Origin of the sequence: Streptomyces sp. NPDC004647, assembly GCF_040609575.1 — a bacterium.
Classification (GTDB): Bacteria; Actinomycetota; Actinomycetes; order Streptomycetales; family Streptomycetaceae; genus Streptomyces.
Map to the genome: position 1 here is coordinate 26,848 of NZ_JBEXKU010000016.1, position 14,889 is coordinate 41,736.

General features: G+C 69.1%; 11 protein-coding genes and 2 pseudogenes. 4 read left to right on the forward strand and 9 right to left on the reverse strand.

Translation table 11 applies throughout. The features are described 5' to 3' along the window. The first annotated feature begins 196 nt into the window (after positions 1-196). The gene (locus tag ABZW18_RS09715) at positions 197-973 is read left to right on the forward strand and encodes a VOC family protein (RefSeq protein ID WP_356184569.1); all 777 of its coding nucleotides are present in this window, start codon (positions 197-199) and stop codon (positions 971-973) included. Between the two features lie 89 nt (positions 974-1,062). Here the strand turns inward: ABZW18_RS09715 and ABZW18_RS09720 are convergent, their stop codons facing one another. Both ABZW18_RS09720 and ABZW18_RS09725 read right to left on the reverse strand, forming a co-directional pair. Further along, on the reverse strand, positions 1,063-2,199 hold the full coding sequence (locus tag ABZW18_RS09720; protein ID WP_356184571.1) for a winged helix DNA-binding domain-containing protein: 1,137 nt from the start codon (positions 2,197-2,199) through the stop codon (positions 1,063-1,065). A 91-nt stretch (positions 2,200-2,290) separates the two neighbouring features. Continuing rightward, complete coding sequence (locus ABZW18_RS09725) at positions 2,291-3,046, reverse strand: PP2C family serine/threonine-protein phosphatase (protein ID WP_356184574.1); 756 nt, start codon at positions 3,044-3,046, stop codon at positions 2,291-2,293. Between the two features lie 570 nt (positions 3,047-3,616). Between ABZW18_RS09725 and ABZW18_RS09730 the strand changes: the two genes are divergently transcribed. Then, entirely contained in the window at positions 3,617-4,783 is a 1,167-nt protein-coding gene (locus ABZW18_RS09730) for a magnesium and cobalt transport protein CorA (RefSeq protein ID WP_356184577.1), read from the forward strand. A 316-nt stretch (positions 4,784-5,099) separates the two neighbouring features. Here the strand turns inward: ABZW18_RS09730 and ABZW18_RS09735 are convergent, their stop codons facing one another. From ABZW18_RS09735 to ABZW18_RS09755, 5 genes and pseudogenes are all read right to left on the reverse strand, one after another. Further along, positions 5,100-5,558, reverse strand: a complete 459-nt coding sequence (locus ABZW18_RS09735) for a hypothetical protein (protein ID WP_356184580.1) — start codon at positions 5,556-5,558, stop codon at positions 5,100-5,102. A 167-nt stretch (positions 5,559-5,725) separates the two neighbouring features. Further along, a complete protein-coding gene (locus ABZW18_RS09740) occupies positions 5,726-6,805 on the reverse strand; it encodes a WXG100 family type VII secretion target (protein WP_356184581.1) in 1,080 nt (359 codons plus the stop codon). Next, positions 6,802-7,113 (reverse strand): hypothetical protein, encoded by a 312-nt coding sequence (locus ABZW18_RS09745; RefSeq protein WP_356184583.1) that lies wholly within the window; start codon positions 7,111-7,113, stop codon positions 6,802-6,804. The genes ABZW18_RS09740 and ABZW18_RS09745 overlap by 4 nt, the downstream gene beginning before the upstream one ends. Positions 7,114-7,304: 191 nt before the next feature. Next, positions 7,305-8,156: pseudogene (locus tag ABZW18_RS09750) on the reverse strand (RNA-guided endonuclease TnpB family protein); the annotation flags it as partial. 119 nt (positions 8,157-8,275) lie between these two features. Beyond that, on the reverse strand, positions 8,276-10,279 hold the full coding sequence (locus tag ABZW18_RS09755; protein ID WP_356184585.1) for a cellulase family glycosylhydrolase: 2,004 nt from the start codon (positions 10,277-10,279) through the stop codon (positions 8,276-8,278). A gap of 151 nt (positions 10,280-10,430) precedes the next feature. Here ABZW18_RS09755 and ABZW18_RS09760 point away from each other — a divergent pair. Continuing rightward, positions 10,431-10,859, forward strand: a pseudogene (locus tag ABZW18_RS09760) (DUF4394 domain-containing protein); the annotation flags it as partial. Between the two features lie 797 nt (positions 10,860-11,656). Continuing rightward, positions 11,657-13,159: a methyltransferase domain-containing protein gene (locus ABZW18_RS09765; RefSeq protein ID WP_356184587.1), complete on the forward strand. Its 1,503-nt coding sequence runs from the start codon at positions 11,657-11,659 to the stop codon at positions 13,157-13,159. A gap of 360 nt (positions 13,160-13,519) precedes the next feature. Here the strand turns inward: ABZW18_RS09765 and ABZW18_RS09770 are convergent, their stop codons facing one another. Then, positions 13,520-13,936, reverse strand: coding sequence for a GNAT family N-acetyltransferase (locus tag ABZW18_RS09770; RefSeq protein ID WP_356184589.1), 417 nt, complete (start codon positions 13,934-13,936; stop codon positions 13,520-13,522). Further along, positions 13,933-14,451, reverse strand: a complete 519-nt coding sequence (locus ABZW18_RS09775) for a hypothetical protein (RefSeq protein WP_356184591.1) — start codon at positions 14,449-14,451, stop codon at positions 13,933-13,935. Before ABZW18_RS09775 ends, ABZW18_RS09770 begins: the two co-directional genes overlap by 4 nt. Between the last annotated feature and the right edge of the window lie 438 nt (positions 14,452-14,889).

The following is a 14,889-nucleotide window of genomic DNA, read 5'->3' on the forward strand; positions in this document are numbered from 1 at the left end:
TGCCACGGGACAGCGCCTCCTCCCCCGCCCGAACGCGGGCGGGAGCCCGGCCGCGCAAGGGTGCGAAGCCGTGGGATCGGAGTCAGGCTGGATGTACAGGGCAGTGGCAGTCGGCAGCTCGGGGCAGCTTCAGCTGCCCGGACGGACAGGTCACGAGCTGCCCGGACGGACAGGTCACGTCGACGGAGGAACCATCATGCTCAGCACCCAGTACGTGCCTGGTGCGCCCAACTGGCTCGACCTCGGCACGCCCGACATGGACACGGCCGCCGCGTTCTACGGCGGGCTGTTCGGCTGGCAGGCCGAGCAGCACGGGCCCGAGACCGATGCGTATGTGATGTTCCGCCTCGACGGGAAGGCCGCCGCCGGTCTCGCCCCGCTCACCGAGCAGGGCGCGAGCAGTGCCTGGACCGTCTACTTCCACACCACCGACGCGGACGCCACCGCGAAGTCCGTCGAGCAGACGGGCGGTGCGGTGCGCGTGGCGCCGATGGACATCTTCAGCGAGGGGCGGATGGCCGCGTTCTCCGACCCGGCCGGCGCCCGGTTCGCCGTCTGGCAGCCGCGCGAGCACCAGGGCCTGCATGTGGTGAACGACCCGGGCAGCCTGAACTGGGTCGAGCTGCACAGCCCCGAACCGGATACGTGCCGCGACTTCTACGGATCGGTCCTCGGCTGGCAGGCCGAGGAGATGCCGTTCGCCGGGACCACGTACACCGTGCTGACACTGGCCGGAGGCGGACAGGAGTCCTCGTTCGGAGGGATCATGCCGCTGGCGCCGCCGGCCGGTGTGGCGGCGCACTGGCTTCCGTACTTCGAGGTGGCGGACTGCGATGCGACGGTCGCCAAGGCGGAGCAGCTCGGCGGCTCGATCGCCGTGCATGCCGTGCAGGCCGAGGGCATCGGCAGATTCGCCCGGCTGACCGACCCGGGCGGTGCGGACTTCTCGGTGATCACCAGCTCCCCCTCCTGACACATCGGCCTGCGTCCCACCGGGCCCGCATCCCCCGGCCCGTGTCCCACCCAGCCCGTGTCCCACCCGGCCACGGACCGCCGGGCGGGTCAGCCCTGCACGATCCGCACGTCGTGAGTGGCGTCCGGAGCCGCGAATTCCAGCAGCCGGGCGCCCTCGGCCTCGATGTCCGCACGCTCCCGGGCAGACAGGCGCTCGAACGGCTCGACGACCAGGGTGGCGCCGTCCCGCTCCCGGCCGATCCGCCAGACGCCGCGGATGAAGCCGTCGACGAGAACGACGCTGAAGGCCTGGTTGCCCTTCCAGATGTCGTTGCGGAACGCGTCCGCGATCACGCGCGTACGGTCCTGGTGCGCGAGGAACAGGTTGTCGAACTCGGGCAGGAAGCGGACCGGGGCGGTCGTCTCCGGGTCCGGCAGCGCCCCGTCGGGCACATCGAACAGCTCCACGCCGTGCGCGTCGCGGAAGGTCCGTAGCCGCGGCCGCATCCCCTCGGTGACCTCCCGCAGCCGCGTGAGTCCGGACCACATCTGCATGTCCCGCACGGAGGCCGGACCGAAGGCCGCCAGATAGCGCGCCAGCATCCGCTCCAGGGCCTGCGCTGCCGGCTCCTCCGGCTCCTGCCCCAGCCACTGCTGCACGGTGGTGTGCTTGGCCAGGCCGCTCTGTCCCCACAGGGCCCGCGGGGGGATCTGGACCAGGGGCAGCACGGTCCGCGCGGCCATGGACAGCGCCAGTGCGTCGTGGTCGGGCCACAGCTCGGTGAGCGCCTTGCCGAGGTCGTTGAACATCAGCGGCTGCTCCTCGACCAGCGCCCGGGACACCGCTTCGAGCCGGGCCAGGTCCACACCCGGCATCCGCTTCCCGAAGCTGCCCCGGAAGCGGCGCTCCTGCGCCTCCTGGAGGAGGGGCCGCAGCGCCAGGCAGTCGCGGGCGGTGACCAGGTGGAGGGTCGAGCGCTGGAGCGCGATCCGTACGGCCTCGCGGGAGGACAGCAGCTCGGACAGCTCCTCCGGACGGAAGTCCGCGAGCCGGGCCCACAGCGCGTAGTACGGCACCTTGGGGACCTGGGCGTGCACGCCGACCAGATGCTCGACCGCGTCCGCCGCGGACATACGCGACCGGCGCAGCAGCAGCTGGCGGTCGAGGAAGGCCCGGTTGAGTGCCCGGGTGCCGAGAACGGCGGGGGCGGTGGGGGCGGCGGTTTGTCCGGTGGTCTTCGTCATGGCACCCACGCTAGGAAGCCTTGCGGACAGCTGCTGTCCGCGACCTCGTTCTGTTCGCAGTCTCCCCTTCCCCCCGGACTCCCCCCGCTGCTCACGCGCCGATCGGCTCATCGCCGATGCGTACGACAGCCAGGGTGATGTTGTCCGGGCCGCCCGCGTCCATGGCCGCCTTCCACATCTCGAAGGCCGCCCGGCCGTCCGCGTGCGCCGCCATCACACCCTCGAGCTCCTCGTCGGGCACCGGATCGGTCAGACCGTCCGTGCAGATCAGATGACGTGTGTCGGGGGACAGCGGCGAGCTGGAGACATGGGGGGCGACGGGGCTGAAGTCGGGGGTTCCGCCGAGGGTCTGCGTGACGACGGGGGTGCTGCGCTGTCCGGGGGCCAGCGGCGGGTTGTCGTCGACGCTCGACTCCCGCAGGCCGTTCTCCCCGGCCTCGTACACCCTGCTGTCGCCGACGTTGAACGTGAACACGGTCTCCTCGGCGACCACGACACCGGCGACCGTGGTGCCCATCATGATCAGGTCGGGGTCGTCGTCCGCGGCCGCGTACACGGCCCGGTTGCAGCCCTCCAGTGCCTCGCGTACGGCCTCCTCGCTGTCGAGATCAGGTCCGATCCGGGAGAGCCGGCGGACGACCATCGCGCTGGCCACCTCTCCGGCCGGATGCCCGCCGAGGCCGTCGGCGACCGCGACGATCAGCGGGGTGCCGAGCGGGAACAGCAGTGTCTGCGGGCTCTCGGTGACAGTGCTGCACAGGGTCCAGGGGCCGACGACGAGGCTGTCCTCGTTGCGGTCCCGCAGCAGCCCGGCGTGGCTCAGCGCGCTCACCACGATGTAGGCCATGGAACGTCCTCGCCTTCCGGACCGGGACGGCAAGCTCTCTCATTCCATTGTGCTGCCGCTCCCTGCCGACCGCTCTGCCTGCTGGCCCGGCCGCCGACTACTGCCTGCTGCCACCGCACGCCGGCCCCCGTCCGCCCCTGCCGGCCGCTCCCCGCTGCCCGCTCTGCCCGCCGCCGCCCGGCCTCGTCCAGCGCCGCCCGGCGCCCGTCAAGCGCTCTCCGCCCGCCCGCCGCCGGCCGCCCGTCCACCGCTGTCCGCCGCGCGCCCCCGCCGAGAACGCCGCACGCCGGGTACGCCGCCGCCGGGAACGCTGCCCGCCGCCTTCGCACGCCCTCCCGCGCAGGTGCGGAACCGGCGCCACTTCGCCTGTGGCTTTCGCGGCGTATATCCTTCTCGGTGGTCCAAGTGACATGTGTGTGAGGCAGGAGGTGAGTCTGCGGTGAGCAGCGAACCCCCCAGTCGTACGCCGCGAGGCGCCTGCCCCTCCCTGCGCTAGGAGGGACCGGGAGCGGTGCCTGCGGTGTTCCCCGACTGCCCAGCCGGATCCCGTTCCCTACGGAAGGGACGCTCATGTCCGAGCGCCGTCCCCGCCCCCTGCTCTCCCCGCGGAAGCACGCCTGGCTGCGCCCCACTTCGGCCCGGCCCGGAGCCCCGTCCCCGCCCGCCACCGCGCCGGCCGGGGCGGACTCCGCGCCCGAGACCGCCGCCGGCGACGAGAGCAGTGTGGTGCATGCCGCGCTGTACCACGACGGCCGCCGCATCAGCACCCCCGCGACACTTGCGGATACGTTCCGCCAGCTGCGCGACCAGCAGGACGGCATGGCCTGGATCGGGCTGTTCAAGCCGACGGAGGCCGAGCTGGTCTCGCTCGCGGAGGAGTTCGATCTCCACCCGCTGGCGCTCGAGGACGCTCTCGAGGCCCATCAGCGCCCGAAGCTGGAGCGGTACGGCGACACCCTCTTCGTCGTCCTGCGCGCCGCCCGCTATCTGGACGATCCCGAGGACATCGACTTCGGCGAGCTGCACGTCTTCGTCGGTGCGGACTTCGTCATCACCGTGCGGCACGGCGCGGCCCCGGACCTGTCGGCGGTGCGGCGCCGTATGGAGGAGACGCCCGAGTTGCTGCGCCTCGGTCCGGAGGCCGTGCTGTACGCCATCCTCGACGCGGTCGTCGACGGCTATGTGCCGGTGGTGGCGGGCGTCCAGAACGATGTGGACGAAATCGAGACCGAGGTCTTCCGCGGCGATCCCGAGGTGTCCCGCCGGATCTACGAACTCGCCCGCGAGATGGTCGAGTTCCAGCGCGCCACCCGCCCGCTCGTCGGCATGCTCAACGGCCTGATGGCGGGCTTCGCCAAATACCGCACCGACGAGGAACTCCAGCGCTATCTGCGGGATGTCGCCGACCACGTCACCCACACCAGCGAGCGCGTGGACGGATTCCGCCAGGCCCTGGCCGACATCCTCACCGTGAACGGAACTCTGGTCACCCAGCAGCAGAACGCCGAAATGCGTGCCCTCGCGGAAGCGGGCTTCGAACAGAACGAAGAGATCAAGAAGATCTCGGCCTGGGCGGCGATCCTCTTCGCCCCGACCCTCGTCGGCACCATCTACGGCATGAACTTCGAGCACATGCCGGAGTTGCACTGGACGTTCGGCTACCCCTTCGCGATCACCCTGATGGCGGTGGTCTGCGTCGGTCTGTACTTCATCTTCAAGCACCGCGACTGGCTCTGAACGACCGCTCCCCCATCGCCACCACCGGACAGCTTGTTCATCTTTGCAACTTCCTTAGGAGGGCTGCCCACGCCACATGGGGAGCATCTGGGGAGAACGGCGAAGCTGGGAGCGAGCCCGCCCCGGAGGAAAGCCGCCGACCTCACGATGCACGCGCGACCGGCGGCCCGACGCGACCAAAGCCGATCACGCATGGTAGTTACTGAAGACGCAACAGGCGGGTGGGTCCCATCCTTTCGACCCACCCGCCTGTTGCCGACCCGATCAGCGCCCTCCACCGAACGCGGAACGGTTCACGCTGGACGATGGGACCTGGTCACTGTGGATGACCCGGATCCGGGAAGGACCGGATGAATGACGTCTGACGAGGTGCCGCGAGGCGCACCCTGGCCCAGGACCCGTCGATGAAACCGAGCTCGTAGTTGTCGTCGCCGACATCGCGCCGGTTGCGCAGCCATGCCACCTGGTGAATGTCGGTAGTCCAGCCGGACTCGACGGCACCCAGCTCGTTGCTGCGGCGACCGCGCTGGAGGTAGGTGACGCGCAGTCTTCGGTTGGTCACCTGCACCAGTTGCGCAACGCCAGTCGTTCTGGATCGGGGGTGGAGTGCCGCGGCGAACTGCCCGGCCAGGCTGTTCCAACCACCGCTGAACGGCTTGCCCTTCTTGCGGCTCCTCCAGTCAAACAGTCTGTCGAAGATGGCATAGGGGAGATCCACTACGGCGAGGACGGCCCACGCCCAGGACTTCGCCCCCTCCCAACGGTCTCCGGGCATGCGCAATCCCCGAAGTACCCGCGGGCGACGCCTCCTCGGCGGTTTGGGCAGACGCTGCCCGGGCCACATCAGCTGACTGGCCACAAGGCGCTCGTCGGTCACCAGGACCTGCGCTCCTCGCGATTCGGCTTCGCCGAAGGGCACCGTACGCCGGGAGGCGTTCACCATCATCCGAATGCCTCCTGCACGGACCTCGTCGCGTTGGGGGCCGACTCAGCGAGCCGGTCGTTGAAGCGTTGCGAGTCGGGCCGGTTCTCGTAGTCCGTTGCTTCTTCAGTGGGAGCCGGCGCCTCCGGAGCGGGGCGCGGCTGCTGACTCGTGAGGTCCCAGTTCGCGTCGCCGACTCGCACATGGTCGAGACCGGTGGTCTCGTGAATCTGTCGCTCCGCCCCGTCGGTAGCCCTGTTCGCAAACTCTCCGGCTGTTCCCATGGCATCCCGCACGGGTTGGGTGTCGACGCCGTAATGTTCGGCGACGCTGCCTGCCGTCGGAGCGGCACCGATGGCGGCGTCCACCAATTGGGCGCCGACAACCGGCTTCACTACCTGCTTGACGCCCTGCTTGAGCTTGGTGAAGCCATTGGGATTCAGGAGGCTGCCGTCTTTCCGGGTCCTCCAGGTCTGCCTCGCCACTCGGCGTAGCTTCGCGAGCTTGCGCAGCGCTTGCATACGCCGTGCGAGGTCCGCGAGCTTGTCGGCGAGCTTCGCCGTGATCCGTACCGCCTTCAGTACGCGATGGGCCGTGCCCGCGGCTGCGATCAGCGGCCCCACGGCCGCACCGACGCCGGCGGTGAGCAGAGCCACAATGGCTGCCGTGGCTGCCGCGACCAGCAATGTTTCCACGATCTCGACGATGAGCTCGACCATGGCCTCTTCGGCCATGGCGCAGGCTTCCGCCGCCGCCTCGAGAAGCTCGGCCACCGTGTCCATGTCGTCGGCCTCGCCGATCATGGACTTCTCGAACTCGGTCATCACCTCGCCGAAGGCGGTGGATGCGTCGCCGCCCCATGCGGTATGCAGGATTCTGCGCTCGGCGACCAAGTCGTCGACCACGCCCCGCATGTCACGGGCAGCGGTACGCCAATGGCCGGCGACCTCGAGCAGCAGCTCGTTGTCGCCGCTGACGATTTCGAGTTTCTCGTCGAGTCCGAGTTCCTTGATGGCTTCCCGGATCACCGAGTCGAGGGCCCCCGCGAGAGGGTTGCTCCAGTCGACGGTGAAGCCGATGCGCTCCAGTGCCTCACTCATCCGGCACCTCCGAAGAGCCGAGTGTGGGCGTCTTCAGTCTCCTCATAAGCCGTCGCTGAGAGTTTTATGCCCTTGGAGATGGCATGGAGAGCGTCGGACACGTCCAGCAAGTCGTCCTCGGCTTCCTGGGACTGCGTGTCGTAATCCGCTTTGAGGTTATTGGACTCCGACAACTTGCCGAAGGGCTCCGCTGAGAGATCCAGGCCCTTGATGCGGTTGCGAATGGATTCGACGCGGCCCGCGGCACTATCGAGTGCCGCTGCATATTTGCGGAGAGCCTCGCCGTCAACGTCTGTTTCTTGTCCCACCTTTGCCCCCGTCGCGGAGTGAAGCGATCCTGTCGACTGCGCCGAACTCTACCGGGCGCCTCGGGACGGAATCCCCCGTGGGCCCTCCGCGCTTTGCCCAATTCAGGGCGATGCGCCGGAATTGCCGGCGGAAGCGAGGTGGTCATCCTGGCCGGGGCCGCTTGCGCAGGATGCCGACCGTCGCAAAATCTTCACGCCTGGCCCCGCCTCCAGCGGCAGCGGTTCATCTTCAAGCGGCGCGACTGGCTCTGATTGACGTGCTCCCCGGCCTGAAGTCCGGGGGTTCCTGCCACGGTCGTCTGACCGTCTGGGTGGCTTCCTGTTTCATCGCGCTGTGCCGGGACGGTTCCCGGTCTCACCCACGCTCCGCAGGCGTTCAGCCTGTCCGCCCGTCCGGCGGCCAGGGTGTTCTTGGACGCGTTCTCGTCACGGTCGTGGACGGTCCCGCACGTCTTGCACGTCCACGTGCGCACGTGCAGGGGTTTGGGGCCGTCCTTGACACCGCACGCCGAGCAGACCTGGGAGGTCGGCTCGAACCGGCCGATCTTCCCGAAGTACCGGCCGTGCTTGGCGGCCTTGTACTCCAGCATGCCGACGAACGCTGACCATCCGGCGTCGTGCACAGACTTGGCCAGTCGGGTGCGGGCGAGGCCGGACACCGCGAGGTCTTCCATGTACATCGCTTGGTTGTCGCGGATGATCCGTGTGGACGCCTTGTGGTGCCAGTCCCGGCGGCGGTCGGCCACCCGGGCGTGCTGCCGCGCGACCTTGGTCCGGGCCTTCGCCCGGTTCTTCGATCCTTTGGCCTTGCGCGCCAGAGCCCGCTGCAACCGCCTCAGTTTCTTCTCGGCACGGCGCAGGAACTTCGGGGAGTGGATGCGGGTGCCGTCGGAGAGGACGGCGAAGACGGACAGTCCCAGGTCAATGCCGACCTCGGTACTGGTCTCGGGCAGGTGGTCGGGGTCGGTGTCCACCACGAAGCTGGCGAAGTACCGGCCGCAGGAGTCCTTGGTCACGGTCAGGGACGTGGGTGCGGCCGGCAGGGGCAAGATCATCGGTAACCGTTTGAGGCGCGGCCCTGTCGCGCGCCCGTAGCCACGGCCAGTCCCGAGGGTGGCGCACGGGCCCGAGCCCAGCGGGTACGGCGGGACAGGGACGTGCCTCAGCGCAGCTTCCGGCAGAGGAGCGCGTCCGGGGTGCGCGACGAGCCCAGGCGGCCGGTGTACGCGATACCGGCGGCGTACTCGTCGTCCGCGCACTGCCCCTTGTGGTGGCCGTACGCGAAGTCGCCTCCCTTGGCCGCCGGCGGGCGGCTGTCGGACCGGTCGAACCATACGGTCCGGCCCACCGTCCCCAGAGGCTCGCCCGCCTCGGTGCACAGGGCGGCGGACACGGCGGCCCCGCGCACGCTGTAGCCGGTCAGGAAGTGGCGCGACGGGCACTGGAGCTTGGTGTATCCGGAGGCCCAGTCGCGGCCGGGTTCGACGTGCCGTTCGTCGCGGACCACCTCATGGGCGCCGCCCGGTGCGCGGAGACCGCGGGCTCCGGCGTCGGTGCACAGTCCCCGGCTGCCGGAGTGGCTGAGTCCGGCCAGACGCTGGTCGTCCTGGCACGCCGCCTTCCGCGCCCCGTGGTCCCAGTCCGGCACTTCGCGCATCCGCAGTGACTGGACGAAATCGCCGTGGTCCGGGCTCAGCATCGACCAGCGGTCGGCCGGGGCGACCTCACCCGTACGGCCGCGCGCTTCGACCAGCCGCGCCCAGGCCTCGGCGCGCCAGTCGTCCCCGTCGAAGACGCCCACCCGCCGGCCCGCGGAGTCCCAGTGCAGCAGCGCCCACCCGTTGCCCTTCCGGTCCTCGTGCCAGCCGACGAGCGGCCAGTAGGCGAAGTCGGCGTCCGTCTCGACGAGGAAGTCGACGAAGTTGCGGAACCACGCCCGCTGCTTCACACCGGTCTCCTCCCGGCCGCCGACGCCGAACTCGCTGATCCACACCGGTGCGGTGAAGTGCCGGTCCGGTTGCGAGGCGACGTAGAAGGCCTGCCGCCGCAGCACGTCGTACAGATCGGAGCGGGTGAAGTCGCGGTAGCGGGGGTCGGAGGTCTCTCCCGTGCCGGTGGCGCCGCTGTGGTTCGGTCCCGTGTAGTCGTAGAAGTGGGCCGAGTACACGAGCTTTCCGGATCGCACGAGGGTGTGCGAGAGGCGCTGGACGGGCTCGAGGGTGGGCCGTTCGTGCGGGAGGCCGTCCACGGGAATCCCGGTCCAGTTGATCCCTTCGACGATCACCAGCAGGTCTGGATTGGCCTCCTGGAGTATCCGGTCTCCGAGGTGCTGTGACGCGGCGAACCAGTCGTGCCGGTCACCGAGGCCCCAGTTGGGGTCGTCGAGGACGGAACGGCGTACCTCGTTGTAGAGATCGGCGCCGACGACCCGCGGATTGTCCCGGTAGCGGCGGGCCATGAACAGCCAGTCGCTCTCCCAGGTCTCGGTGCTCCGGCTCGCGTTCCACCGCTCGTTGCCGTCGACGCCGCAGCACCAGCGCGTGGTGTTGGTGTGGTTGTTGAGGATCACCGCGAGGCCCGCGTCCGTCAGGGCCTCGACGGCGACGTCGTAGACCTGGAGAGGTGTCTTCCCCCTCAGCCCCGGGTTGGCTGCCACTGAGGCGTCCACGACCGGGCGCGTGTCGTGGACCATCTCGTTGGAGAAGGGGAGGCGGACGCTGTTGAGGCCGAGTTCGCGGAATCCGGCGACGATCTCGGACATCGGAGCACGGTCCAGGCCCAGCGGCATACGGTCGGACTTCTCGCCCGCGTGGTTGTTCGCCGGGTCATCCGGGCTGCCCGAACCGGTCCATGTGCCGCTCGCCCCGTGCCAGTTGCCCGACTTCAGCTTGAACCGGTTCCCGTCGGGGTCGACGATGTAGCGGCCCCGCGTGCTCAGGGGAGGGGTCCAGGCCTCCGCCGGCCGGACGGCGGCGAGTCCGGTGACGTTCCCGGTACGCGCGGGGGCGGCGGGACCCGGCGCGGCCGTCGCCCGGGACGCGGCCGAAGCACCCGCCAGGACGCCCAGCATCGCGGCAGCCAGCACCGACCTGACGAAAAGCCTCTTCACGACCACCCCGTTCCCCTCGCGGAGCGCGACCCGTCCGGCAAAGTCTGTCATTGGCATGCATACGCCATGATGAGGGTCTCCGGTGACATTGGCCAGTAACGCCGGTGACGAATTGACCTCAAGTCAGCTTGAAGTTGAAGCATGGCGGCACGCCCGACCCGAGAGCGCATCTGCGCTACGAACCGCTTGCCGCCGCCGAGGCCGCCCGAATCTCCGGCACAACATTGACGACCCCTCGGCCCCGCTCGGCACTACGGTCGACACCACGCTGACCAACCCGACCATGCCGCCGACCACCGCCCTCGGGGTGACCGGCGCGGCATACACCAACAACGACCTCAACGCGGCGACCGACACGACGCTGTTCGACATCGACACCACCAATGACCGCGTCTCTCTGCAGTCTCCCGCCAACGCCGGCACCCTCGCCCCCACCGGCAGCCTTGGCGTTGACGCCGGACCCAGTGCCGGATTCGACATCTACTACAACCCCGAGGAAGGCACCAACCGCGGCTTCGCCGCCCTGCAGACCGGAGGCGCCTACCGCCCATACAAGGTCAGTCTCCTGACCGGTAGAGCCACCAACCTCGGCGCCTTTCCCACAAATCGCCAGGGCTTCGACGTCGCCCTCCCCTGAACCAGGACTGAGCCGATACCCGTCCCGGCCGGGTCATCCGGTGTGCGGTGCCGCGCCGACACCGCGGCACCGCACACGCCACGTTCTGTGCCCGCATCCCGGCCGGGATGCGGGCACAGGCTCTGCACGAGTGGGTCCGAAGTCCCGTCCCGTGAAACCGGCCCATTGATGGCACGTTGATGGCACGCATTGATGGCACGCACCGAATGAGGAAAAGGAGCACCCGCGCCCCCTCCCCCATCCCCTGAAGGACGTGGTCTGCGTCAGCCGCTGGGTCGTCCCCCAAACGCCGCGGCCCGCCCCGCCGGCCCGCGGTTGCGAGACCCTGGCCGGCAGCCGCCAGGGCGGGAAACGCACTGTGCGCTCCCGGAGTTGCACCCTGGGTGTGCATCCGATCGGCCACGGAGCGTGAGATTCCGCAGGAATCCGAGACAGCAAAGACACTGGTCAAGGCCGCTTTTCGGGGGCGGCCCGGCGGCTGTGCACGGAATGTTGAGGCATAGATCTCCCCGGTTTGGACAGCGATGCGCTGGAGACCGTGCGCGGTTCCCGAGACCTGAAGTTGTTCCGTCCTGGGCGGCCGCGTCGTAGGCCATGTCCCTGCAACTGGAGGTTTCCTCATCACCGCGCAACCGGCTCAGAAATTCGGAGACAACCCCGTCGAGGTCCGGGAAACCGGACATTACACCGAGGAATACGTCCCCAGCTTCGTCGAGAAATGGGACTCCCTCATAGATTGGGAGAAGAGGGCGGAGAGCGAAGGAGACTTCTTCATCGACCTGCTGCGCAGGCGGGGGGTGAAGAGCGTACTCGACGTCGCGACAGGGACCGGTTTCCACTCGGTGCAGTTGCTGGCGGCCGGCTTCGACGCCGTGAGTGCCGACGGCAGCGCCGACATGCTCGCGATGGCCTTCAAGAACGGTATGCAGAACGGGGACCACATCCTGCGCGTCGTCCAGGCGGACTGGCGCTGGCTCAACCGGGATGTGCACGGCGAGTACGACGCCATCGTCTGCCTGGGCAACTCCTTCACGCATCTCTTCTCGGAGCGCGCCCGGCGCAAGGCACTGGCCGAGTTCTACGCGATGCTGAAGCACGACGGAATCCTCGTCCTCGACCAGCGCAACTACGACGCGATTCTGGACCAGGGATACACGAGCAAGCACACCTATTACTACTGCGGCGAGGACGTCGCAGTGGAGCCGGAGTACGTCGACGAGGGGCTGTGCCGCATGCGGTACCAGTTCCCTGACAACTCCGTTTACCACCTCAACATGTTCCCGCTGCGCAAGGATTACACCCGTCGGCTCATGTCCGAGGTGGGATTCCAGCGCGTCGAGACCTTCGGCGACTTCCAGCACACGTACCGGGGCGAGCAGCCCGATTTCTTCGTCCATGTCGCGGAGAAGGAGTACCGGATGGAAGACGATCAGGAGAGCCCGTACAGAGGCGCGGTCGGCACCGCCCGCAGCTATTACAACTCGCCCGACGCCGACACCTTCTACGCCACGGTGTGGGGCGGCGAGGACATTCACATCGGGCTCTACGAGCGCCCCGACGAGGCGATTGCGGACGCCAGCCGCCGCACCGTCCAGCGGATGGCCTCGAAGGTGGAACCGACCCAGGATTCCGTGGTGCTCGACCTCGGTTCGGGCTTCGGCGGCTCGGCGCGGTACCTGGCGGAGACCCACGGCTGCCGGGTCCTCGCGCTCAACCTCAGCGAAGTGGAGAACCAGCGCCACAAACAGCTGAACGCGGCCCGCGGCCTCTCGCACAGGATCGACGTCGTGGACGGGTCCTTCGAGAACATCCCGTACCCGGATTCCTCCGTCGATGTCATCTGGTCCCAGGACGCCTTCCTGCACAGCGGGAACCGCGTCCGGGTGCTGGAGGAGGCCGCCCGCGTACTGCGGCCCGGCGGGCATCTCATCTTCACCGATCCCATGGCGGCCGACCATTGCCCCGCCGGCGTGCTGCAGCCGATTCTCGACCGCATCCACCTGGACGACATGGGCTCACCCGGCTTCTACACACGCGAGTTGGCCCGCCTCGGCTTCATCCCGGCAGGCGGCGGCTTCGAGGAGCACCGCGAGCAGCTGGTGACCCACTACGGGCGCGTCCTCGAGGAGACCGAGCGCCAGGAGGCCGAAGGGCTGGCCGGGAAGGTGAGCCGCGACTATCTGACCCAGATGAAGAAGGGCCTCGGACACTGGGTCGACGGTGGCCGGGCGCAGCACCTCACGTGGGGCATCTTCCACTTCACACTGGGCGCCGGCCATGGGGAGACCCAGCAGACCTGATCTTTCATCAGTCCGCTTGACCTGCGGTTTCCTTCCCTTCCGCAGGGTTCTTTCTGTCCGCACCCGGTCCGCAGGACTCCCGTCACGGAGTCCATGACGGGCCGGGTGCGGTTCGCCGTCCTCGGGGACTGATCATCACGGTCCGCGCCGGACGGGCGGTGCTGCACCAGCGCACTGCTCTGGGGAGCTTGCTGGTTCAGCGACCAGTGGAACGCGGAGCGCGGACGGCTGACCGCTCGTCACTGGGTCACGAACGAATCGCATGGCCCTTTGGCCGTATGGCGATGGCGATGACGGTGACAGCGACAGCGACGGCTCCGTGGAAGACCGCCGCTCGTCGGCCTTCACGCGGCGGAGGGTTCAGCCCTGGACCGGCAGCGTGTAGCGGAGCTTCTCTTTGACGCCTGCGCCAATCCGGTCGTAGAAGCGGACCGCGCCCTCGTTCCATGCGGGGGTCTGCCACTGGACCTCGGTGAGGCCAAGGCCCCGGTTGCCGGAGCGGAGGAAGAGACAGTCCATGTGGAGGTACTCGCGGCCGTCCCAGGTGGAGAGTTCGGGCGCGCACGTGGCATAGCCGACGACCTCGCTGTCGGGCAACTCCGCCACAAGGCAGCGCAAACGCGGGTTCGCGGTGTCGAAGAGAAGGACCCCGAGCCGTTCCGCGAGGTCGGGCGCGGGCGGTGCTGCCTCTTCGTACGAGGCGTGCTCGGCGGCCAGTTCGGCGACACGCGTCAGGTCTGCGAGGCGCGCATGCCTCACGCGGGGAGCGCCCTTCATCGGACATCTCCCTCCATGACGTCTGCGCCCCACGCGGCCAGCCGGTCCGCGACCCGGCCGCTGCCGTCGAGGACATGCCGCGTGAACGCGTCGCGCTCATGGGCCAGGACTGCTGCTTCCCAGACGCAGGGGGCGAGCCCCACCCGACCCGGCCGCAGTCGCTCCGGCTGCCCGGCCGGGCCGACGAAGACCGCGAGGTCGGTCATGTACCCCTCGATCCAGCTGGAGACGAGGACATAGTCCCCGTCTCCACCCGCGTGCACGATCAGGACGGCGAGCCCGAGCGATCCGCGGGCGCGGCCGAGCTCCAGATGTGCCCCGGCGATCCGCAGCGCCACTGCCTCGTCCCGCTCCGTCACCGCGCGGCCGAGGGCCTCAAGGGCGTACATCTTCACAAGATGGCCGCCGGCCTCGCGGGTGCCCAACGCCCGTGTGGTGCGCGCGTGGTGCCCATCGGCCAGGGCGAGCAGCGCTTCCGCGTCCACCGCTACCGGCAGTTCCTCACGATCGCTCATCCGGCCATCATGCAAGACGCGGCGCCGCCTGTCCGGCGGATAGGCCCCAGCCCGACTCCTGGCGGCGGCTGGAAGACGGCGTGCGGCGGCGCATTCCCGAGCCGCCTGCCCGGCCCGCCCCGGTCCGCATACAGTCCGCAGTACGCCCGACCGCGACCACCGGACGCCCTCGCCGCGAGGACCACGGAGTCGGCTGTCGACGGGAGACCGGCCCGGTCACCACGCCCGCGCGGTACCGTCGTCGGGTTCCTGCGGAGATCCGGAGCGTACGCGAACAAGTGCTGCATAGGGATCCTCTGCGGAAACTGCTCGGAGAAACCTCAAGCATGCGCGCGAGCAACTTCACCTGCGACTTGTCACGAGGGCCCCCGGTCCTCAAGGCCCCAGCGCAACTCGGCGCACTCCTTCGCCCACTTCCGCCGCTGCCGGTCAGCGCCC